The sequence below is a fragment of the Bradyrhizobium sp. Kon10 genome, assembly GCF_055807395.1.
This window is the reverse complement of record NZ_JBVVOZ010000020.1, coordinates 13,151-34,341: the sequence shown is the minus strand read 5'-3', so window position 1 is coordinate 34,341 and position 21,191 is coordinate 13,151. Positions and strand designations below refer to the sequence as shown.

Annotated in this window: 18 protein-coding genes and 1 pseudogene; 6 read left to right on the top strand and 13 right to left on the bottom strand. The window is 62.0% G+C overall.

Going from position 1 to position 21,191, the window contains the following annotated elements:
* Positions 1-14: 14 nt before the first annotated feature.
* The 5 genes from AC0L2O_RS24750 to AC0L2O_RS24730 form a co-directional block, all read right to left on the bottom strand.
* The gene (locus AC0L2O_RS24750; protein ID WP_473371535.1) at positions 15-782 is read right to left on the bottom strand and encodes an ABC transporter permease; all 768 of its coding nucleotides are present in this window, start codon (positions 780-782) and stop codon (positions 15-17) included.
* On the bottom strand, positions 779-1,564 hold the full coding sequence (locus AC0L2O_RS24745) for an ABC transporter permease (protein ID WP_473371534.1): 786 nt from the start codon (positions 1,562-1,564) through the stop codon (positions 779-781). The genes AC0L2O_RS24750 and AC0L2O_RS24745 overlap by 4 nt, the downstream gene beginning before the upstream one ends.
* Entirely contained in the window at positions 1,561-2,406 is an 846-nt protein-coding gene (locus AC0L2O_RS24740; RefSeq protein WP_409187857.1) for an ABC transporter ATP-binding protein, read from the bottom strand. Before AC0L2O_RS24740 ends, AC0L2O_RS24745 begins: the two co-directional genes overlap by 4 nt.
* A gap of 125 nt (positions 2,407-2,531) precedes the next feature.
* Positions 2,532-4,226, bottom strand: a complete 1,695-nt coding sequence (ilvD, locus tag AC0L2O_RS24735; protein ID WP_473371533.1) for a dihydroxy-acid dehydratase — start codon at positions 4,224-4,226, stop codon at positions 2,532-2,534.
* 78 nt (positions 4,227-4,304) lie between these two features.
* Positions 4,305-5,288, bottom strand: coding sequence for an ABC transporter substrate-binding protein (locus AC0L2O_RS24730; RefSeq protein ID WP_473371532.1), 984 nt, complete (start codon positions 5,286-5,288; stop codon positions 4,305-4,307).
* A 170-nt stretch (positions 5,289-5,458) separates the two neighbouring features.
* Here AC0L2O_RS24730 and AC0L2O_RS24725 point away from each other — a divergent pair, with 170 nt between their 5' ends.
* Positions 5,459-6,367, top strand: coding sequence for an NAD(P)-dependent oxidoreductase (locus AC0L2O_RS24725; RefSeq protein WP_473371531.1), 909 nt, complete (start codon positions 5,459-5,461; stop codon positions 6,365-6,367).
* A 15-nt stretch (positions 6,368-6,382) separates the two neighbouring features.
* Here the strand turns inward: AC0L2O_RS24725 and AC0L2O_RS24720 are convergent, their stop codons facing one another.
* From AC0L2O_RS24720 to AC0L2O_RS24700, 5 genes and pseudogenes are all read right to left on the bottom strand, one after another.
* The gene (locus tag AC0L2O_RS24720; RefSeq protein ID WP_473371530.1) at positions 6,383-6,946 is read right to left on the bottom strand and encodes a flavin reductase family protein; all 564 of its coding nucleotides are present in this window, start codon (positions 6,944-6,946) and stop codon (positions 6,383-6,385) included.
* 9 nt (positions 6,947-6,955) lie between these two features.
* On the bottom strand, positions 6,956-8,185 hold the full coding sequence (locus AC0L2O_RS24715) for an acyl-CoA dehydrogenase family protein (RefSeq protein ID WP_473371529.1): 1,230 nt from the start codon (positions 8,183-8,185) through the stop codon (positions 6,956-6,958).
* Between the two features lie 63 nt (positions 8,186-8,248).
* The gene (gene maiA / locus AC0L2O_RS24710; RefSeq protein ID WP_473371528.1) at positions 8,249-8,977 is read right to left on the bottom strand and encodes a maleylacetoacetate isomerase; all 729 of its coding nucleotides are present in this window, start codon (positions 8,975-8,977) and stop codon (positions 8,249-8,251) included.
* Positions 8,974-10,242: a CaiB/BaiF CoA transferase family protein gene (locus AC0L2O_RS24705; RefSeq protein WP_473371527.1), complete on the bottom strand. Its 1,269-nt coding sequence runs from the start codon at positions 10,240-10,242 to the stop codon at positions 8,974-8,976. The genes maiA and AC0L2O_RS24705 overlap by 4 nt, the downstream gene beginning before the upstream one ends.
* A 216-nt stretch (positions 10,243-10,458) precedes the next feature.
* Positions 10,459-10,595 (bottom strand): annotated as a pseudogene (locus AC0L2O_RS24700) (GNAT family N-acetyltransferase); the annotation flags it as partial.
* A gap of 113 nt (positions 10,596-10,708) precedes the next feature.
* Here AC0L2O_RS24700 and AC0L2O_RS24695 point away from each other — a divergent pair.
* The 5 genes from AC0L2O_RS24695 (at position 10,709) to AC0L2O_RS24675 (ending at position 16,095) form a co-directional block, all read left to right on the top strand.
* A complete protein-coding gene (locus AC0L2O_RS24695; protein ID WP_369722422.1) occupies positions 10,709-11,092 on the top strand; it encodes a hypothetical protein in 384 nt (127 codons plus the stop codon).
* Positions 11,093-11,446: 354 nt separating this feature from the next.
* On the top strand, positions 11,447-12,235 hold the full coding sequence (locus tag AC0L2O_RS24690; RefSeq protein WP_473371526.1) for a tyrosine-type recombinase/integrase: 789 nt from the start codon (positions 11,447-11,449) through the stop codon (positions 12,233-12,235).
* Positions 12,236-12,507: 272 nt separating this feature from the next.
* On the top strand, positions 12,508-12,690 hold the full coding sequence (locus tag AC0L2O_RS24685) for a hypothetical protein (protein WP_148756743.1): 183 nt from the start codon (positions 12,508-12,510) through the stop codon (positions 12,688-12,690).
* On the top strand, positions 12,671-14,728 hold the full coding sequence (locus tag AC0L2O_RS24680) for a recombinase family protein (protein WP_473371525.1): 2,058 nt from the start codon (positions 12,671-12,673) through the stop codon (positions 14,726-14,728). The genes AC0L2O_RS24685 and AC0L2O_RS24680 overlap by 20 nt, the downstream gene beginning before the upstream one ends.
* Positions 14,729-14,895: 167 nt before the next feature.
* Positions 14,896-16,095, top strand: a complete 1,200-nt coding sequence (locus AC0L2O_RS24675) for an IS91 family transposase (RefSeq protein WP_473371524.1) — start codon at positions 14,896-14,898, stop codon at positions 16,093-16,095.
* A gap of 346 nt (positions 16,096-16,441) precedes the next feature.
* On the opposite strand, the gene AC0L2O_RS24670 is transcribed toward AC0L2O_RS24675, so the two are convergent.
* The 3 genes from AC0L2O_RS24670 to AC0L2O_RS24660 all read right to left on the bottom strand — a co-directional run bounded on the left by AC0L2O_RS24670 (position 16,442) and on the right by AC0L2O_RS24660 (position 21,030).
* Positions 16,442-16,747 (bottom strand): hypothetical protein, encoded by a 306-nt coding sequence (locus AC0L2O_RS24670; protein ID WP_409187627.1) that lies wholly within the window; start codon positions 16,745-16,747, stop codon positions 16,442-16,444.
* Positions 16,748-16,873: 126 nt separating this feature from the next.
* Positions 16,874-18,034: an IS110 family RNA-guided transposase gene (locus tag AC0L2O_RS24665; protein ID WP_473371523.1), complete on the bottom strand. Its 1,161-nt coding sequence runs from the start codon at positions 18,032-18,034 to the stop codon at positions 16,874-16,876.
* A 1,214-nt stretch (positions 18,035-19,248) separates the two neighbouring features.
* Positions 19,249-21,030 (bottom strand): adenylate/guanylate cyclase domain-containing protein, encoded by a 1,782-nt coding sequence (locus tag AC0L2O_RS24660; RefSeq protein WP_369722421.1) that lies wholly within the window; start codon positions 21,028-21,030, stop codon positions 19,249-19,251.
* Positions 21,031-21,191: the final 161 nt, after the last annotated feature.

The window sequence follows — 21,191 nt, the reverse complement described above, 5'->3', positions numbered from 1 at the left end:
CTTGTTTGGTCAGATCACGCTTCGGGAAAGCCCCGTAAAAGGTATGATCGCAAGGCCCCCAACAGTCCGTTCAGGATCAAACCGAGCAGCGAGATCGTAATCAGCGGCACGAACATGTCGACGGCCTGAAAGGTTCGGGCCGCGGTGACGAGGACATGGCCCAGCCCGTCCGTCGACGTGATCATCTCCGCCAGAAACACCACGATGCAGGAAATGACAAGACCGATCCTGCAGCCGGTCAGGATCGACGGCATGGCGGCCGGCAACACCACCTTGAACAGAATTTCATACCGCGGCGTTCCCGCCGCCATGGCCGACCAGATCAGCTTCTGCTCGACGCTCGACGCGCCGTAATAGGTTGACAGCAGAATGGGGAACAGGGCGTCGGCAGCCACGAGGGTGATCTTCGATCCGTGGCCGAAACCGAGCAGCAGCAACAGCGCCGGATAAAGCGCGACCTTGGGCAAAGGCGCGAGCACGCGCACGATCGGTCGAACGACAGCATTGATCGCCGGATTTGCGGCGGCAGCGATGCCAATGCTCACGCCAAGCACGACCGCAATCGCGAAGCCGGCAAACAGGCGAACGAGAGTTGCCGCGATCTCCTGCTGGAACGTCCACGTGACAAGCTGTTGCAGCAGCCGGCTGAAGACATATCCCGGGGGCGGAAGCAAGACAGCGGGTGCGAGGCCGGATGACACCAGCCCTTGCCACACCGCGAGCACAAGTGCGATCGGTGCGATCCCGAGAGCAACATTCATTGGGGTAAGGCGCGATCTCATGAGAAGCTCAGGGGCAGATCGAACTGAGGCTCAGACCATCGTACGAGCCTGGCGCGGACCCGCTCGAAGATCGCATCGAGGCAGATTCCCATCGCTCCCACGATAATGATCATCGCATACACCGTGTCGTACTGCCCCATGTCGAGTGCGTTGAACAAGATGTTCCCGGCGCCGGACTGGCGAGCGATCATCTCACTGGTGATCATCGTGATCAGTGCCAGCACAAGCCCCGTGCGGCAGCCGGTCAGGATTTCCGGCAGCGCTGCAGGAAGCACGATCCGAACCAAACGCTGGAGCGCTGAAAGTCCCATCGCCGCGCCCGACCATAGCATCTTCTCCTCGACGGCCTTGGCACCCTCAAAGCTGTGATAGATCACAGGCAGACTGACACCGAGAAAGATTACCAAGGTCTTGGTGATGTCGCCGACCCCCAGCCACAGCATGATGATCGGCATCAGGGCGGCCTTCGGGACCGGGTAGATGACCATCAAGAGCGGATTGAAAAACGCCGCGACCGCGCGACTGCGCCCCATCAACAGGCCCAACGGAATCGAAACAAGCACCGCCACGCCGAATCCCATCGCCATGCGGCGAAGCGAGGCCAGAATGTTGATCAAGGCCTCCTTGTCGCCAAGGATGTCCGGGATCGCACGGACCGCCTCGATCGCGGTCGGAAAGCTGTCGTTCTTCAGCGCCAGAGAGGCGATCTGCCATACCGCAAGCAGCCCGATGCAGGCGAACACCGGCGCAGCACACTTAACCAAGGCCGCCGACGACATCACGACGGTGACCGAACTTCGTCGCTTTCATCGAACATGCGCTCGATATCGACGACGTATTTCTGGTAGCGCGGGTCGAGCAACAATTCGTTGCGGCGACGCGGGCGCGGTAGATCGATGTCGATGACCTGTCGAATACGGCCTGGAGATTTCGACATCATCACGACCTTGTCGGACAGGAAAACGGCCTCGTCGACTGAATGGGTGACGAACAACACCGTCTTGCGATCGCGTTCCCAGATATTCAGGAGATCGTTCTGCAGGCGTGTCCGCGTGTGAGCGTCGAGCGCACCGAAGGGCTCGTCCATCAACAGGACCTCGGGATGGTACGCGAGCGTCCGCGCCAGCGCGACGCGTTGCTTCATGCCGCCCGATAATTCCTTTGGATAGAAGTTTTCGTAACCCTTGAGGCCGACCATCTCGATCAAGGCGCGGCTTTGGACCTCGGCCTCAGTGGCACCCACGCCTTGCTGGCGCGGGCCATACATCACGTTCCCGAGGACCGTCTTCCAGGGAAACAGTGCGAACTCCTGGAACACCGGTCCGCGATCCGGACCCGGCCCCGTGATCGCCCGCCCCTTGATTCTCGCCGCCCCGCTGGTCGGACTGACGAAACCGCCGACGATGTAGAGCAGTGTCGACTTGCCACAGCCCGACGGACCAAGAATGGAGACAAAGGCGCGCTCTTCGATCGTCAGCGAGATATCCGACAGCGCCAAATGATCGTTGCGCGCGGAGGTTTGAAAGACCTGCGAGACGTGGTCGATCTCGATGATCGCAGCAGCCGGCTTTTGTGACGTCACCGGTCTCACCCATTCGCTCGGTCTCGAAGGCATTACCTTCATCACGTCTCTCGCTTCACCCGTGCGCGAAAGTCGCGCAGCCGACCAGCTGAATGTGCTCCGTCAGCGGCACGAGCTTAGCAAGAAACTTGCCAAACGGGTCGTCATTTTCGCGCAAACATCATGGTTCAATCGAACCAGGGCCATTCTGCCGGCCCCTCATGCGTCACCGCTCCACCCGGCGCCTGACCAACCAGCCGCGCGTATTTCGCGAGTGCGCCGGCGCGATGACGTGGCGGGCGTGGCTTCCAATCGCGCCGGCGTGCTGCGAGTTCCTGCTCATCGACCAGCAAGTCCATGCGGCGGCCGGCCGCGTCGATTCGGATCTTGTCGCCGTCACGAACGAGCGCCAGCGGACCGCCAACAAACGCTTCCGGAGACACATAGCCGATGCACATGCCGCGAGTCGCGCCGGAAAACCGCCCATCGGTGATCAGGGCCACCTTCTCGCCCATGCCCTGGCCATAAATCAGCGCGGTGACGCCGAGCATCTCGCGCATGCCAGGACCGCCGACCGGTCCTTCATTGCGGATCACCAAAACCTCGCCTGCCTTGTAGCTGCGCTCCCGTACCGCTGCGACGCAGCCCTCTTCGTCTTCGAATACGCGTGCGACGCCTTCGACGAACTGGGTCTTCAGACCTGCAACCTTGATCACTGCGCCATCAGGACAGAGATTGCCCTTCAGAACCGCCACGCCTCCATCCGCCATGATCGGTGCGCGGGCCGCGTAAACAACCTCGCCATCGGGAGCGTTGGCCGCGCCATATTCTTCCGCGAGCGTAAGGCCCGTGATGGTCAGGCTGCGGCCATCGATATGCCCGCTCTGGATCAACTCGCGGATGACGACGGCCGCGCCGCCGATGTCGTAGACGTCCTTGGCGGTGTATTTGCCGCCGGGGCGCAGGTTTCCGATCAGCGGCGTCCGAGCAAACACCTCGCCGACATCATCGATCGTAAATGCGATCCCGGCCTCGTTCGCGATCGCCGGCAGATGCAGCGCGGCATTGGTCGACCCGCCGGTGGCGGCGACAATAGCGGCTCCGTTTTCGAGCGATTTCCGCGTCACGATGTCGCGAGGCAAAGGCCCGCCGCGCTCCAGCATCTCCATCACGAGCCGGCCGGCGCGCCGCGAGATCTGCGCGCGTTCGGCATAAACGCCCGGGACCATCGACACATTGGGAATGGTCAGGCCCATCGCTTCCGACACCATTCCCATGGTGTTCGCGGTGAACTGACCGGCGCAGGCGCCAATGGTCGGCAGGCAGGCGCGCTCGATCCGCTCGAGCGTCGCAGCGTCGATCTCACCGGTCATGAAGCTACCGACGGCTTCGTAGGAGTCGAGGACCGTCAGGGTCCGTCCGTCCACACGGCCCGGCAGCGAACTGCCGCCATAGATGAAGATGGACGGCACGTTGCAACGAACCATTCCCATCATCACGCCCGGAAGCGTCTTGTCACATCCGCCGTATCCGATCAGTGCGTCGTAGGCGAGGCCATGGACGACCGCTTCGATCGAATCGGCGATCAGCTCCCGCGAAAACAGCGAGAACTTCATCCCCTCGTGGTTCATGCTGATGCCGTCGGAGACCGAGACAGTCGAGAATTCGCGCGGCGTCCCGCCGGCTTCCTCGATCCCGGTCTTGGCTGCCGCGACCTGGAAGTCGTGGGTCATGTTGCAGGGCGTCTGCTCGCCCTTCATGCTGACGACGCCGACCATCGGTTTGGCGATGGCCTCGTCGTCCAGTCCCATCGCGCGCATGAATGCACGATGCGGCGCCCGGTCGAGGCCGTCAGTCGTTATCCGCGATCGCAACTTCTTCATACGTGCATCATCTTCGTGCCATGTCCCGCACATGACCGGAACATTGCGGCCTCGTGAATTCAACGGACGATCGATCGCCTACTGCAGTGGCGCAACGATCGTCGGATGCTTGAACTGGGCGACATCCAGCTTCGGGAGCATTCCGGTTTCAGCATAGATATCCAGCATCTTCTGGATCGCCGGGAAGTTCGGCGCCGCACCGGGATCGCGGCCGAAATCGTTGTCCTTGAGGAGATAAGTGTCGAGCACCGGGATGGGCGCTTTCAAGACCTCATTGACCAGCTTCAACGTCTCTTCACGGTTCGCGAGCGCCTTCTTCATGCCCGACGTGATATCGCGCACATAGGCCTTGACCAGCTCCGGGTTCTTGTCGACAAAATCGGCGCGGCACGCTTCCAGGATGTGCACGATGTTCGGCATCGCTTGCGACAGCGAGAACAGCTTTCGGGTGCCGCCCTTTGCTTCTGCGCGCGCGGCGAACGGCTGGTTCATATTGACCGCATCGACACGTCCCTGGCGCAACGCATCTTCCGAGACGGCAAAGCCGACCTCGACCAGCTTGATGTCCTTGGCCGGATCGATGCCATTCTGCTTCAGCAGCAGGTTGAACGGCCCTTGCGTCCCGCCGCCGATCACGGAAATGCCGACTGTCTTGCCCTTGAGATCGGCAATCGTCTTGATCGGCGAATCGTCCATGACCGCCCAGTAGACCGAGAATCCACCAGGCTTCTCGAACACATGCTGCGCCACGATGTAGGCCTTGAGATTGCCGCCGACCACGCCGTTGGCGAGCGATAGCGGCGCCTGTGTCGCGCAATCGAGTGCGCCGGCGGCGAGTGCCTGCGTCATCGGCGCGGTGCCCTGGAATTGGGTCCATTCGATGTTGTAGGTCTTGCCGAGATTGGGAAATTCGGCCGGCCTGCGCATCATCCAGTATTTGGATTCCTCAGCCGGAATGGTCCAACCGACGCGGATTGTCTGCTGCGCCCATGAGGGGCTTGCGCCCGCCATCATGGCCAACACTGCCCCTGTTGCCAGCATCCAGCTCGAAACCGTCCGCATCGTGCCCACTCCGTTGCTCCGGCGCTGACCAGCGCCACCCAGCCCAACCGCCCCAAATGTTTCATGGTTCAAACAATGAGGCAAGCCATGCAGGGTGCCCGGGTTTCGTCATGGCGTCCACGATGTATGGTGCACCGGCGGCGCTGCGTCGCGGCAGAAGGAGGCAACCTATGGCTGAAGCGAGCAAGGCAGACGCGCAGCACGTCGAGAGGCTTGGCTATCTCGGCCTTGGGCTCATGGGTGCGCCCATGAGCCGGCGCCTGCTGAAGGCCGGTTATCAGGTGACCGTCTGGAACCGTTCGGAAGCCAAACTGTCGCCGCTCGTCGAGGCCGGTGCAAGCCGCGCAGCGACGCCCCGCGGCCTCCTGGACGGCTCGGACATCGTCTTCATGTGCGTGACGGATGCAAACGCCGTGGAAGAAGTGATCTTCGGACCCGAAGGCATCTCAGCGGCTTCCGGCGCGGGAAAACTCGTGGTCGATTTCTCCTCAATTCATCCAGATGCCGCGCGCGATCTCGCCGCTCGGCTGAAAGCTGCAAACGGCGCAAGCTGGATCGATGCGCCCGTGTCCGGCGGCACCAAGGGTGCGGAGGAAGGCACGCTCGCCGTCATGGCCGGCGGTGATGGCGGTGACATCGAAAGAGTGCGGCCCTACGTGTTGGCCATGGCACGCAGGTTCACCCACATGGGTGCGATCGGCGCCGGCCAGACCGCAAAACTCTGCAACCAAGTGATTGTCGGATGCGCGATGGCCGTCCTCGCAGAAGCAACGCGCCTTGCGGTCAACGCCGGAATTGACGCCAACCGGCTGCCCGAGGCGCTCGCCGGCGGCTTTGCAGATTCCATTCCGCTCCAGCTCTTCGTACCGCGCATGGTCCAGGGCATTCACTCCCCGCCGCTCGGCCACATCGCCACGATGCTCAAGGACCTCGATACGGTTGCCGATGTGGCCCAGGCGACGTCAACCCCTGTACCGATGGCTACGCTTGCGGGACAACTCTTCAGGCTGGCCAGCACTGCACGCGGCGCGGATGCCGATGCGCTGGAGATCTACAAGCTCTCAGCGGAAGAGCGGTAGGCTGCAATTCCCGGCCTACGGCGACTTCTTGCCCTCGTCGTCGGGAACGAATCGGCCAAATGCGCCGCGCGCAAACAGCAGCGGCTCCTTTGCGTTGTAAGTATAGGCCTCGACCGCACCAAGAAAGATCACGTGGTCACCGCCATAGTAGCGATTGACCGAGCGGCACTGAAAGTCGGCGACGCTGTCGGCGAGCACCGGAGCGTTCCCGAGCCCCGGCGTCCAATCGACGCCGGTGAATTTGTCATCGGATGATTTGGCGAACTTGTTCGCAAGCGCCTGTTGCGAAGCGCCAAGCACGTTAACTGTAAAATGACTGGCGTTCTGAAATACGGTCAAGCTTGAGGAATAGACCACAAGACTCCAAAGCACCAATGGCGGATTCAGGGAAACCGAAGCAAACGAGTTGCAGGTCAACCCATAAGGCCTTCCGTCCGGACCTGCGGCCGTAATGATCGTCACACCCGTGGCATAGGTGCCGAGCGCATTACGAAAGTCGCGGGGATCGATCCGCGAACTGTCGCTTGCGAATTCATTGGCTGGATCGGGGAAGGCCGGCTGCTTTGGCAGATCATTCATCGGCCGGTCTCACAAGGTGAGATTTTCGGACGGCAGCCCCAGTGCCACGCGTCCATAATTGGTCCCGGCCGCATCAAAATTAAAAGCGAGATGCGAATTGATCGCGTGCGCATCGCGGAACTGTCGCTGCAACACACCTGTCGTGAACAAGCCGCGCGCCCCGCTCGCCGCGAACAGCATCGAGACGGCGTCGGTGCAAAGATTGACCGAGAAGGCGCCATCACGCCGATACCTGGTCTTGATCGTCATGTCCGGAATGTGGCGACGCCGCGCATCCGCCATGGCATCGATACAGGCGGAGCGCATGATCAGACGTGCGGCATCGATCTTGGCCGAGGCCTCCGCGATCTTGATCTGGGTACTTTGAAAGTCGCTCAGCTTGGCGCGATTGTAGGTCGATATGCGGTGCCGCGAGACCTCCGCGTAATCGTCCAGGCAAGCCTGCGCATTCCCGAGCGCGACGCCGGACAGAACGTAGGGAAACAGCGAGAACACAGGCAGCGCATACAACGGGTTCGGATTCAACTTGCTTCCCGGCGCCGAACCGCCGGCAAGATCGCCGACGGCCACGGTCATATGATCGGCTACGAAAGCGTCCCGGACTTCCACGTCCGACGACCCGGTGCCGCGCAGTCCTGCAACGTTCCAGGTGTCGAGAATTCTGTAATCGGCGTTGGGCAGCAGAAAGATACGATATTCGATGCCGTCAGCCTCATCGTCAGAGGAGACAACGCTCGCGAGCATGTTCCACTCGCACGAAGCGACCCCCGATGAGAACGGCCAGCTTCCGTGTAGCCGGTATCCGCCCTCGACCTTCCTGGCGCGCCCGGCGGGGAAGATGAACGAGGACGCGATCAGCACGTCCGGGTCTCGGCCCCAAACCAGATCCTGCGCTCTCGGCTCGAACATGGCGAGCATCCAGTGATGGCTGGCGAGATTGGCGAGATTCCAGGCCACGGACGCGTCCGCCTGTCCGAGCAGGTCGGCGCAATCGATCAAGGCGACGTAATCGAGCTCGGCGCCGCCAATGCGCTTCGGCTGGAGCATCCGGAACAGGCCGGACTCGTGCAGGTCCCGCTCGGTTTCCGGCGGCAAGTTCCGCAACTCTTCGGTCCGGGCCGCGCGCTCCCGCAGTTGCGGCAAGAGCGACCGGGCCCTCGCGATCATCGACGCATAGGCGGGATCGTCGGAATCCCTCGCCGTCGACTGACCCATGCTCAGCTCCTGACCAGGCGCCATTCGTGTCCCTCGCTCCCATACACTTATGCGGCGGGAACCTGGCCAAATCAAGCTGGCGCAGGGTTAACGAGGTGCGATCGCCGTGTAACCGGGTTGTTCGAAGGGATGCGATGTCGCGAAGGCCGGCGTTGCGAAGCAGTGCCCCGCCAGGCGCGCCACGGCCGGAAATGACGCCAGGTCAAGCTTCAGAAATTGAGCCCCGACGACCTGGCCGGCAATGCAGATGTCCGCGACGCTCACCCGCTGACCAAGTGTAAACGGCTCGGCTGGCCGGCGCTGCAACAGCCTCTCGTACGTTGCCAGTCCTTCGATCGTCCAATGCTTCGCCCAACTCTCGATTGCGTTGGCATCTGCACCGAACATCTTGACGAGATGGTTGCGGACACGCGGGGTCACCAATGGATGCGCGTCCGCGATCGTGACCAAGGCCAGAGATCGGGCATAGGCGCGGTCAGCAGGATCGGACGGCAACAGGCTCGGCTCCGGCATCAGATCATCTAGATATTCGATGATCGCCAGCGACTGAAATACCCGGTGTTCGCCGGCTACCAGCGTCGGAACGACGCGCTCGGTGTTGACCGCGTCATAGTCCGGGTCGAACTGCTCCCCGGAGAGGATGTCGACCGGGATTTCCTCGAAGGGCAGTCCCTTGAGCTTGAGTGCCACGCGCACACGAAACGAGGCAAGCGAGCGCCAGAAGCCGTAAAGCTGTATGTTCATGGTCAATCCCATTGGCAAACGACGGCTGCCCTGCTCGGCCATTCGAAGTGGTGGCCGACCGTTCTGCTTCAAGCCGAGCTCGATGGCTTGCGCGACCCAAAGACACCCTTTTGAGCGAACTCCAGGATACGGCCATCGTCATAGCCAAGTGTATCGCGCAAGATCTGTTCGGTATGCTCGCCGAGCAGGGGCGCTGCGACCGGATCAACCGCCGCCGTCAAGCTCATGCCGATGGGGGGCTCGATGTTGGGGACCCATCCTACCGTCGGATGCGGAATCCGGTTCAGACGATGACGCTCCCGCGCTTCGGGCGCATTGAAACCCTCCTCGACGGTGCGGAGATAGCCGACCGGAATGTTGGCCTGCTTCATCTTCGCCATCCAGTTCTCGAGGCTGTCGCTTGCGAAGACCTCCGCGATGGCAGCGCGCAGGAGCTCCTTGTTCTCGGACCGCGCCTTCCGCGTCGCGAACCGAGGATCGCCGATGAGATCAGGACGGTTCAACACCTCGACCACCAGCCGTCGATACAACCGATCGTTGGCGCAGGCCATGTAGAGCGGCCCATCGGATGCCTCGTAGACACCGACGGTGGGAGATCCGCTCGGCGAGTTGCCGAACCGGCCGGGATTCTCACCATTGATCAAGTAAGCCATGCCGTAGAAGCCGGTCATGCCCATGGCCACATCGAACAGGGCGACTTCAACATGCTGGCCGCGACCAAGCCGATCCCGGGCCAGCAGTGCCAGCAGGATGGCGTTGCAGGCGGACATCCCCGTCGCCATGTCGACGATCGGTGGGCCAGTCCGAACAGCCGGGCCGTCGGCGAACCCGTTGAGCGACATGAATCCGCTTTCAGCCTGCGTAATCGGATCGAAACCGGGACGAGAGGCGAAGGGGCCGGTTCGTCCATAGGCCGAGATCGAGCAATAGACCAGCCGCGGATTGAGTGGCGCGACCGCCTCATAGTCGAGGCCGAATTTCCTCATCACCCCGCTCGAAAAATTCTCAACGACCACGTCCGCCTTGCGAATCAGATCCCGCGTGATCTCGCGCGCCTCCGGCACGGCAAGATCGAGCGCAATGCCGTGCTTGTTGCGGTTCAGGCTGAGATAGGCCGCGCTTTCACCACCGATTTCGGCATGCTCATAGGCGCGCGTGTCGTCGCCACCGTCCGGATTTTCGATCTTGATGACGCGTGCACCAAAATCGGCGAGCGTCTGCGTGCAGGCAGGTCCCGCCACCACGCGCGTGAAATCCACGACCAGGAGACCTTCAAGTGCGGCGGGTCCGCCCGTCCCCCGCGGTGGACGTTCCGGCAGTTGAGGTTTGGTGGACATCCTTGGCGCTCCCTTACATCGGCTTGTGCTCGCCGAATTTCCTGCAAGACGAAAGTTAAAGCCCGGCACCGCGGCCTGCGCAAGTACCTGATCAACGCTCTCTCGAAACGCCAAAACGGCCCGGCAGCAATCAAGCTGCCGGGCCGTTTCGATCGTATAGATTATTCCGATGCAGAAGTGACGTTCCGCCTCACGGGAAACCCCACAATTCCGTGTCTATTTGAGCCACTTTCTCCAATACAGCGAATTCGACCAAGCCCAGGGCACATCGGTTCATAGAGCCGATAACCGGCCTTGATGAAATTATTGGCCGACACCGGATTGTCCGTCGTGTCCGAAACAATGCTGTGCCATTCCCTAGACGCAGCAAGACCCGGCACAACGTGCGCTCGCATCCTTCTAACGCGACCCGGGGACACGCGCGACGCCGGCATCACCGCTGCGCACGATCCCAACGAGAACCTTGATGGCTGTTCTGGTGCGGCTGCGCGCCAGCGGTGGAATTGCGGTCAGCGCCCGTGCTTTCGCACGCCTGCCTGACGGCGGGCAGGTGGACGGAAGCATCTTCACGCAGCCATTAAATATCGTCGCTCATGAGGATATTCCCCACAGGCCAATCGATCAGGCCTGCAGTCGCGAGCAATCTCAGCTGCCCCGTCATCATTTCATCAAAGCAAGAATGCGGCAGATCGCGCGACGAGGCGCGATCGTTTCGAGCGCGAACCCTATCTCCGTGTGTCCGGAGGCCGCAGCGGCGCGAGCGAACAGCGCTCACGCCGAGGGCCGCCACGTTCGCGCGTGTACGGCCAGCAATGGTTCGGACGGCGGCACGCCCATCGGCGCTCCATGAACGCGTTTCAACGAGGGCGAGGCCGCGATGCGCGGGACGCCGTCCGATCTCGAAACCGAAACGAAAAAACCCGCGGCGGATGCTTCCGGCGCGGGCGAACCAAACTCGTTTCGATGATGTCATTCTGACGGTGTTTTGCCCGACGTGTCAAACTAGAATAGACCTGACTGTCCGCTTTACTCGAAAGGCGACGCAGTGTGCCGACCGGATCTATGTCGGCCTTGGGCCACAGGACTAAACCGCTCGCGCGGTAGGGCACGACGGCCGGCAGCACGGCTGAGGGGATAGCGCAACGAGGCGTCCTGTCTTGAGATGAGGGGTTGCAACAACCTCACTCAAGACAGGAGCATCCCCATGACCGACCAGGCAATGAGCCCGTTGCGCCGGCGCATGATCGAAGACATGACGATCCGCAGGCTGGCCCCGAAGACCCAACATGACTACGTGCAAAGGGTCAAGAACTTCGCCGCATTTCTCGAGCGCTCGCCGGATACGGCGAGCTTCGAAGACGTGCGCCGCTATCAGCTGCACCTGGCCGCGAGCGGCGTTGGTGTGCCGACCATCAATCAGACGGTTTCGACACTGCGGTTCTTCTTCCGGGTCACGCTGAGGCGCCACGAGATCGTTGAGCATACGCATGTCATTCACGAGCCTCGCAAGCTGCCGGTGGTGCTGAGCCCCGAGGAAGTGGCGCGGCTGCTCGATGCCGCACCCGGGCTCAAATACAAGGCGGCGCTGAGCGTGGCCTACGGCGCCGGCCTGCGCGCCACCGAGGTCATCTCGCTCAAGGTCGCCGACATCGACAGCAAGCAAATGATCATTCGCGTCGAGCAGGGCAAAGGCGGCAAGGACCGTAACGTCATGCTCTCACCACTGCTGCTCGATCTGCTGCGCACCTGGTGGCGGGCGGCGCGGCCCCGGGGTTGGCTATTTCCAGGCCGCGATCCGGCCCAGCCGATGACGACACGGCAGCTCAATCGCGCCTGTCATGCCGCCGCCCAAATGGCCGAGATCCACAAGCGCGTGTCGCTGCATACCCTGAGGCACAGCTTCGCCACCCACCTCTTGGAGCAGAACATCGACGTCCGCGTGATCCAGGTGCTGCTCGGAACGGCGACATACTGCCCGCGAACAACAGGCTGAAGCACGCATCACCTACCGATTTCATCCTCGCTTCGGCGAGACGGTAGGCGTTAGGCGGCGGCTTGAGCGAGGCGGCGTCGCGTTTCTCGTTGTGCACCAACTTGACGGCACCTTTGCCTGCCTTCCGGCGTGGATGACTGATGAGGCTGCGTCCCGATTCGAGATCGGCGTTGAGCCGCATTTTCCCCTGAATGTTCTTTGCTCCCTACGCAACGAGGTCGATGCGCTTCTAGGCTTTCTGGCGTCCGAATCAAAAACGGAGCGACCAGAGAATGACGCACCGATCCGAGAATCTCCAGCCAAGCCTGTTCGAGGCCGTGCGACCGTGCGTCGAACTGCGTGCAGTTCAAAGGAACGAGCTCGCGATGGTCATCGAGGTGCTGCTGCGCGAGATCGCGGCGGCGCTGGCAAAGGCTGCAAGCGGGGGGAGAGGCGATGACCAAGATCACGACTGAGCATCTCGCCCGCAACGCCTGCGTCTACATCCGGCAATCGACAGCAGACCAGCTCGCGCATAATCATGAGAGCCGACGGCGCCAATACGGCCTCGTCGATCGCGCCAAGCAGCTTGGCTGGAGCAACGTCGAAGTCATCGACGACGACCTCGGCCGGTCCGGCGGCGGCATCGCGCGTCCCGGCTTCGAGCGGCTGCTTGCAACGATCTGCGACGGCCGTGTCGGCGCTGTGCTCGCGATCGAGGCGTCGCGTCTTGCCCGTAATGGCCGCGACTGGCATACGCTGATTGAGTTCTGTGGATTGGTCGGCACGCTCATCGTCGACGAGGACGGAATCTACGATCCTCGCCATCCCAACGATCGGCTGCTGCTTGGCATGAAGGGCACGATGAGCGAGCTTGAACTCTCGATGTTCCGCCAGCGCTCGCAGGAAGCGCTGAAGCAGAAGGCGCGCCGCGGCGCGCTGGTCCTTGGTGTCGCCGCCGGCTATGTGAAGATCGGTCGCGATCGCATAGAGAAGAATCCTGACAAACGCGTGCAGGACGCACTGCAGCTGGTTTTCACCAAGTTCGCCGAGCTGCAAAGTGCAAGACAGGTGCACATCTGGCTGAGAGAGGAGCGCATCGAGCTGCCGGTCAAGTCGCGCCAAGGCGAGGCGCACGGCGTCGTGTGGCGACTGCCGGCCTACAACATCGTGCACAACATCCTGACCAATCCGATCTATGCAGGTGCCTACGCGTTCGGGCGCACGACGAGCCGTGTGAGTGTCAAAGGTGGGCGCAAGCATGTCCGGCGTGGTGTGCAAAAGCCCATGGCCGAATGGGATGTCTTGATCAAGGATCATCACACGGCCTATATCACCTGGGACGAGTTCGAGCGCAACCTCGAGGTAATCGCCAACAATGCGACCGGCATGAGCAGCGCACTCGCTCGCGGAGCAGCTCGTAAAGGCGAGCTGCTGCTGCCCGGACTGCTGCGCTGCGGCCACTGCGGCCGCAAGCTCCATGTGCACTACAGCGGCAAGATCGGCCGCTACAATTGCTACGGTGCGCGTACGAACCACGGTGCCGCGCGCTGCATTTCGATCAGCGGCTTGAGCATCGATACGGCGATTAGCAACGAGGTCCTGCGCGTTCTGAAGCCGCTCGGCATCGAGGCAGCACTCAGAGCGATCGAGGCGCAATCGAGCACGACGACCGCGGCCGAGCGCCAGCTGGAGCTGTCGCTGCAGCAGGCGCGGTACGAAGCCGCGCACGCGCGCCGACAGTACGACGCCGTCGACCCGGCAAACCGGCTGGTCGCCAGCGAGCTGGAGCGCCGCTGGAACGAGGCATTGCAGGCTGTCGCAAAGCTTGAAGGGGAGATCGCCGCCCTGATTGCGCGCCGTCCGCCGCCGCTCGGAGATCCGGAGCGCCGGCAATTGGTGGCGCTCGGTGCTGATCTGGAGCGCGCCTGGTTGCATCCCGCTGCCACCGCCGCAACGCGCAAGCGTATCCTTCGCGCGGCACTCACGGAGATCGTCGTGCGCAAGGACGGCGCAATCATCCATGCGGTCCTGCACTGGCAAGGCGGCGACCATACCCAACTGCAAGTCAAACAGCGACTGAATGCGGCCGGCCGGCACAATCCACGCATCCCCGACGACACTATCGCACTCGTGCGTGAGCTGGCGCGGCTGATGCCTGATCGACAGATCGCGCGCCTGCTCAATCGCACTGGCGGCGAGACCGGGCACGGCAATGCCTGGACGCAAGAGCGCGTGCGCGGCTTCCGCAATCACCACGACATCGCCGTCTTCCGCGACGGCGAGTGGGCAGAGCGCGGCGAGATTACGCTCGAAGCGGGAGCAAAACTCATCGGCGTCTGCAACATGACGGCGTTGCGTATGCTTCGCCGCGGCGACATCAAGGGCCGACAAGCTTGCGCGGGCGCGCCTTGGGTGATCAGGGCCGAGGACTTGGCAGGTTTCGCCAAGGGAAAGCGTCGGAAGCCTCCGCTAACACAAAATGCCACGCAGCACGCCTTTGACTTTCAATGAGTTAGCCGAGGTGCATTATGAATCATGACCGCTCGGTCACGCCAAGCTCGACACCACGGCGCTCTATACCCGCGTCGCCACCAAGACGATCAGCGAGGTCATGAGCCCGCTGGAGCACATCGCGATCAAACTGAAGGAGGACCGGCCGCCCGGCTGACCTGGCGCGCATGTCGCGCCCGGCCTTGGAGGTTGCGGATATCTTCCGCGACCATGGCCCGGCATGGCGCAAAGCCCATGCCGGTCATGTCGGCCTCCAGCAATTGAAGGTGATGTCAGCAATCGAGCGCTGCCGCACGGCCGCTCTCGGCGGCCATGTCGCGCGCTGTGCGGACTGCGCCTATACCACCATCGCCTACAACTCCTGTCGCAACCGCCATTGCCCAAAGTGCCAGGGCGCCGCCGCGAAGGACTGGCTCACCGACCGCGAGGCGGAGCTGTTGCCGGTGCCGTACTATCACGTGGTGTTCACGCTCCCGGCGTCGATCGCCGACATCGCCTATCACAACAAGGCCGCCATCTACGACCTGCTGTTCAAAGCCTCGGCCGAGACCTTGACCACGATCGCGGCCGACCCAAAACACCTCGGCGCCCGCATCGGCGTCACCTCGGTTCTCCATACCTGGGGCTCGGCCATGACCCATCACCCGCACGTCCACATGATCGTGCCGGGCGGCGGCATCTCGCTCGACGGCGAGCGTTGGGTGGCGTGCCGGGTGGGCTTCTTCCTCCCCGTGCGCGTGCTCTCGCGCCTGTTCCGCCGGTTGTTGCTGGAGAAGCTGATCGCCGCCCACAACGCCGGCCGCCTCCAATTCTTCGGCAACCATGCTGCTCTCGCCGACCCGCAGGCGTTCGCAGCCTATCTGGCGCCGCTGCGCCGAGCCGAATGGGTGGTCTATGCCAAGCGCCCGTTCGGCGGGCCACAGGCTGTGCTGGCCTATCTATCGCGCTATACCCACCGCGTCGCCATCGCAAACAGCCGGCTGATCGCCTGCGACCGCACCGGCGTCACCTTCCGATGGAAGGACTATCGCGCCGAGGGTCGCGACCGCCAGAAGCTCATGACACTCTCAAGCAGCGAGTTCATCCGCCGCTTCCTCATTCACGTCCTGCCGCAAGGCTTCCACCGCATCCGTCACTACGGCCTGCTCGCCAGTGGCACCCGCGCCGATAACATCGCTCGCGCGCGTGAGCTGCTCGCCGCTGCAAATTCTGAAGGTCAGCCCATCACTTCCGCCGCCGATCAAACCAAGCCGAGCTGCCCATGCTGCGGCGGTCGCATGGTCGTCATCGAGGTCTTCGAGCGCGGTGCTACGCCACGACATCGGCCAACAGCTCCAACGAACCGCATCAGGATCGACACCTCATGACCGCGTCACAATCCCGCAAAACGGCTTATCGCGCGCGCTGCCTCTCGACCGGCCATGGCAGAGCGCGCCCAGATATCCGCCAGCCGCCGCAAATCGTCCGCCAATCCACCCCGTTCAACGCGGCAGGCCCCTCATTCATGAGCTGCTCCGCCCTCGGCCAGCTCGCCGAACCGGCTCAATTCCAATCAAACACATCATCCGCGGCACGCAAATCCCCATAGCCCACGCCGCGCCACCCACGTGCCTCACCCGCGGTTTCCTTGTATGGGGCTTTGTCAAGGAGGCGGCGTTTGTTAAGGAGGCGGCGTTTCAAGAGGCGACAGGTCGATACGCATCTTTTCATTCATCAGTTTCTTTGTTCGATGAGAGCCGTTTCTTCGTCCCGACCTGCACTTCGCTTGCGCTGACGCGCGCAGAAGCTGTCAAGGTTGGCCGTCGCACGAATCTTGCGATAGGCTCCGCCGTTGCCAGGCCACACCTTGACAGCTTCGAGCACGACGGCACGCTTGGTGCGATCGGGATGACGATCGGAGGGGAGCCCGCTTGCGGGCGCGAGCAATCGCGCCACAACCTTGTATCCGGTGGGTCCAAGGACCCGAACCATGATGCAGTCATGCGCATCGGCAGCGAAGCTCCGAAGCGGCGGACCCATTCTCCCTTTCGGCATTGAAGCCAAGGAAACGCGACGGGAACCCGCCACCTCGAACCGTCATCGGCGATACCGTCACCAGCGGACGGACAAGGCCGAAACCGTTGGGCGTCCTTCAGTGACCTCCGTTCATGAGGCCGGCCGCAGAACGACGCCGTCCGGCACTACGCCCTCCCGCACCAGCCGCCACAGGGCGATCAGTAGCTTGCGCGCCAAGGCCACGATCATGGTCTTGCGCGCCCCGCGGGCGTTCTCGGTACGGCTTCGAAACCACTGCGCCAAGACGCTGTCCTTCTGGAACCTGAGAAATCGCCACGCCAGTTCGATCATGCCTCGTCTCACTCGAGCATTGCCGGAGCGGGCCAGTCCTTTCTCCCGTCGTTTTCTGCCGCTCTCGTCGGGCGAGCCGGTGAGGCCGGAATAACGCGCTACCGCCCGTCGGTCGCGCATGCTTCGCGACAGTACCTCCTGCACCAGCATGTCGGCGGTCTCGACACCAACCCCGATCACCCGCGCCAACAGCCGCACCATTGCGTGTGGTCCAACATTAGGCGTTTGCTTGAGACGCTCCAGGCGAGCCTCCTCGATCTGCCCTATCTGATCGCTGACGAGTCGCCGGCGCGCCATGTCGCGACGCAGCTCAGCCAGGGTGTTGGGCGGGATCGGCTCGCCTTCAGGGGTGCGCAAGCCATCAAGGCGTTCGGCGGCTTTCTTCAGCTTGGGATTGAAGCCGCGGATGCCGAGCCGGATCAACGCTGCTTTCATTCGGTTGACAATCCGACTTCGTTCTCCGATGAGGCTCTCGCGCTCACGGTTGGGGCGCTTGGCATCCTCGTCCTTGATTGTCGGGATCGCGACCATCTTGCAGTGATCACGCTCGCCGCGCAGCCAGCCGAGAAAGCTGCGTTTGAGCAGTTCGGTGTCGAGCCGATCGGTCTTGGCGCGCCGATGCTCGCGCGACACCGCCACGCTCGACGCGTGAATGACATGCGCCTCGATGTCGCGCGCCCTGAGCCATCGGGCCAGCCAGAAACCGTCACGGCCGGCCTCGAAAGCGACCGCGATGCGTTCGATTCCGTGTCCCGCCTTCAGCGCCTCTTCTCGCCAGCGATTGAGCAGCTTCAGCAAGGCGTTCTCGTCGACCTCAAGCTTCTTCGACGGTTGCCGTTCGAGGCCAGGCACAATCCCCGCAACGAGCCAGCTCGACAGGCTCATCTCGATCACGGCGATCAGCGTGCCGTCCGGTTTGAGGGGCGCGAGGGATCGGCCTAGATCGTTCAACTTCTGCATGGGGTGCTCCATCGGTTCACATCAGCCCCGACGAATGCCATATCCTCACCGCCGGCGGCCGTCCCATAGCATCTCCCTTGGAGGCTTTCGGACGCCGGCCCTCGTGTGCGCGGCAACACCGTCATGGGGCCGGCATCCGAAAACCTTCACACGAGCGGACGTTAGGAGGATAGAGCGGCCCCATGAAGCGCGGATTGTTCACATCGCCAACAGGTCGGGCGTTCGACATGAAAGCGGCCCGCCAAGGGGTTTCTGCTCCAGAACTAACTGCAGGAGCCCCCTCCCGAGCGGTGAATCCGTTGCTGCTGCGCTGGCGCGGCTGCGTGCAGGAGAAAGGAAGGCCGGGACGGCGTGAGTTGTCTGTCGTGTATTCCCAAACCACCGGACGACAATTAGGGCTTGCCCTCGCTCAGCGCAAACCAAACGTGTCTGAAGTCACAGTCTGACAGTCCTCCCATCCTCCATGCTGCGGTGGTCGATAACGACATCGACCAGCTATCAGAAAGGAACGATCTATGTTGCGCAAATTCTCACTTCTTGCAGTTGCCGCAGTCTTATTGGGCGCGGCTGCTTTGGCCCCAACCTCAGCCTCCGCATATGAGTTTGGCGGCTCGCACCATCGGGGTGGTGTAACTATCGTCCTCGGCGGCCCCGGCTACTATGGTTATGGTTACGATGACTGCGACCACGACTACGATCATTACCGGCACAATCCGCGTCGCTGGAGGCCGTTCTGAACCGCCGTTCAGCCGAAGCCGAGTCGTGAACGTGCTGTAGAGGCGCGCGAGTTATTCAAATCCGCGCGCCTCTAACTGTCCGCTTCTACATTTTGATTTTCGCGTTTGCCCAGCCTCGAACACGACGCGCCGCAGCGGTGCTAGGGCGGCTCGCAGCAATGTCGGGGCGACTGCTGAAATTCGACATGTTCACACCCATGACGGAAAGTCACTCGGTCTGCGGCAGCTTCGAGGTACGCCTCGCCGACGCTCGGCCGAGCCGGATATTCTCTATGGATGACTTTCGCTAAGTCTGCCGCCATAGTCCGCGAATGGGATGGTCCGGCCGTGCTCCTGCCCTGCCGCGATAAGCTAGCCAGGGTCGCCACACAACGAGCATGCCATGTCTCAACCTACAATACCGCAGTCGCCGTGATCTGCATCAGCCACTTCGGAAAAGAGCCCAACAGCGGAAAATTCCGCCGCCCCCGGGCCCTCTCATTCCGGAAGCCCTGCCCGCCGCAGGCCTTCCTCCAATCGTTTAAGATCGTCGGGTCTGCGAAGTGGGACCCAATCCTTGACTGCGGAAACGCGCTTAGCAGGGTCCAGCTTGCGCAAGCGCGACATGGCCTTTTGCGCATCTGGAATGCGACCGGCAAGCGCGTTGGCCGCCGCGAGGTCGCGAATGGATGCCAAATAGGTGGGGCGTTGCCGTAAAGCCGCTTCCGCCCATGTGATCGCTTCCTCGTACCGGCTGGCGAGAAAGTGAGCGAAGGCAATGCCGCCTTTCGCCCGGAAGCCATGTGGATCCAGCGGCGAAAGGAGTATCGCACGAGTGAGCTGGGCGATTGCGCCTTCGGGATCGCCCAGGAAGGCTTTGGTCCATCCACTCGAGAACAGGGCCCATGCCAAATTGGGATTGAGCGCGAGCGCCCGCTCGATGAAAGCAGGTCCATCATTGAGGTCATGCGCGACAAAGACGAGTGCATATCCCCCGCCCGACAATGCGACCGCATCGTCAGGCCCAAACTCCACAGCGAGCCGTCCTAATCGCTCCGCCTCCGCGACTTCTTGAGTGGGATCGACAATCCAGCCGTTCACCTTGCGCCAGACGTAGCACATAGCGGCCAAGCCATAAGCCGACGCAAAACTTGGGTCGAGCTCGTTAGCCCGGAAAAACAGCCGCAGAGCTTCAGTGTTGGAATCTCTGGTCCATTCGTGCAGGCTCGCCAGCCCGCGTAGATAGTAATCGTAGGCGTCCAAATTTTCGGTCTGCTTACGTTTGGCTCGGTCAATTTCGACCTGCTCAAGCCTCGGCGCGATCTCCCCGACGACCTTCGCTGTGACGCAGTCCTGAAGATCGAAGATGTCCTCCAACGCGCCATCGAACCGATCAGCCCACAAGTGGGTTCCTGTGGAGGCGTCGATCATCTGCCCGGTAATCCTCACTCGATCGCCCGATTTGCGAACGCTGCCCTCGAGCACATAGCGGGCACCGAGCTCCCGCCCGATCTGCTTCACATCCACGCTCTTACCCTTATAGGTAAAGCTCGAATTGCGTGCGATTACCGAAAGCCAGCGAAAATGCGAGAGTGCCGTTATGATCTCTTCGACGATCCCATCCGCAAAATAGACCTGTTCTGGATCGCCGCTCATATTCTGAAAGGGTAGGACTGCGATTGATGGCTTATCAGGGGAGGACAATGCGGGCACGTTAGATATCGCATCGCCTAGCGCAGCCGCCTTTACAATCCCGTTCCCGAACTGAACTGAATACACGTGTACCGGGTCGGCGATGTTCTTCAGCAGAGTCTCTCCAAGATCGCTGATTGCAAGATTGAGCCGTGACCTTACCTGTCGGTAGGCGTCTTCCGAGAGACATATCGCTCTTGGTTGGGCGACGGCTTGCAGTCGCGCCGCGATGTTGACGCCATCGCCCATCAGATCGCCATCGCTCTCCTCCACAACATCGCCCAGATGAATGCCGATACGAAACTCGATCCGCTGTTCCTGCCGCAAACCGACGTTGCGCTCGATCATTGAGTTCTGGATCTCGATGGCGCAACGGACGGCATCGACGACGCTTCGAAATTCGACAATAGCTCCGTCGCCGGTCCGCTTCACCACGCGACCTGCGTGAACTGCGATTGTTGGATCAATCAGGTCGCTTCGAAGTGCACGCAGCCTTGCCAGGGTACGGTCCTCGTCAGCTCCCGTTAGCCGACTGAACCCAACAACGTCTGCGGCCAGTATCGCCGCGAGTTTTCTGGACTCAACCATGCCGTGCCTCCCTGAAGGCCGCGCTTAGGTCAGTTTAGCACATTCTGGGGGCTCTGTCGCTCAAACCAAGACAGCAGGCGGCGCGCCTAACGTTCGTTCGGTGAAAGCGTGCTGAATCCAGTTCGCTCCCCCATTAATGTCTCAAAGGAAAAAGCCACCGC

What these genes read in the sequence shown, in the direction of transcription:
- AC0L2O_RS24750 (WP_473371535.1), bottom strand. Translation starts at nt 782, where the DNA reads ATGAGATCGCGCCTTACCCCAATGAATGTTGCTCTCGGGATCGCACCG.
- AC0L2O_RS24740 (WP_409187857.1), bottom strand. Translation starts at nt 2,406, where the DNA reads ATGAAGGTAATGCCTTCGAGACCGAGCGAATGGGTGAGACCGGTGACG.
- ilvD (WP_473371533.1), bottom strand. Translation starts at nt 4,226, where the DNA reads ATGAAGAAGTTGCGATCGCGGATAACGACTGACGGCCTCGACCGGGCG.
- AC0L2O_RS24730 (WP_473371532.1), bottom strand. Translation starts at nt 5,288, where the DNA reads ATGCGGACGGTTTCGAGCTGGATGCTGGCAACAGGGGCAGTGTTGGCC.
- AC0L2O_RS24725 (WP_473371531.1), top strand. Translation starts at nt 5,459, where the DNA reads ATGGCTGAAGCGAGCAAGGCAGACGCGCAGCACGTCGAGAGGCTTGGC.
- AC0L2O_RS24720 (WP_473371530.1), bottom strand. Translation starts at nt 6,946, where the DNA reads ATGAATGATCTGCCAAAGCAGCCGGCCTTCCCCGATCCAGCCAATGAA.
- AC0L2O_RS24715 (WP_473371529.1), bottom strand. Translation starts at nt 8,185, where the DNA reads ATGGCGCCTGGTCAGGAGCTGAGCATGGGTCAGTCGACGGCGAGGGAT.
- AC0L2O_RS24705 (WP_473371527.1), bottom strand. Translation starts at nt 10,242, where the DNA reads ATGTCCACCAAACCTCAACTGCCGGAACGTCCACCGCGGGGGACGGGC.
- AC0L2O_RS24695 (WP_369722422.1), top strand. Translation starts at nt 10,709, where the DNA reads ATGGCTGTTCTGGTGCGGCTGCGCGCCAGCGGTGGAATTGCGGTCAGC.
- AC0L2O_RS24690 (WP_473371526.1), top strand. Translation starts at nt 11,447, where the DNA reads ATGACCGACCAGGCAATGAGCCCGTTGCGCCGGCGCATGATCGAAGAC.
- AC0L2O_RS24685 (WP_148756743.1), top strand. Translation starts at nt 12,508, where the DNA reads ATGACGCACCGATCCGAGAATCTCCAGCCAAGCCTGTTCGAGGCCGTG.
- AC0L2O_RS24680 (WP_473371525.1), top strand. Translation starts at nt 12,671, where the DNA reads ATGACCAAGATCACGACTGAGCATCTCGCCCGCAACGCCTGCGTCTAC.
- AC0L2O_RS24675 (WP_473371524.1), top strand. Translation starts at nt 14,896, where the DNA reads ATGTCGCGCCCGGCCTTGGAGGTTGCGGATATCTTCCGCGACCATGGC.
- AC0L2O_RS24670 (WP_409187627.1), bottom strand. Translation starts at nt 16,747, where the DNA reads ATGGGTCCGCCGCTTCGGAGCTTCGCTGCCGATGCGCATGACTGCATC.
- AC0L2O_RS24665 (WP_473371523.1), bottom strand. Translation starts at nt 18,034, where the DNA reads ATGCAGAAGTTGAACGATCTAGGCCGATCCCTCGCGCCCCTCAAACCG.
- AC0L2O_RS24660 (WP_369722421.1), bottom strand. Translation starts at nt 21,030, where the DNA reads ATGGTTGAGTCCAGAAAACTCGCGGCGATACTGGCCGCAGACGTTGTT.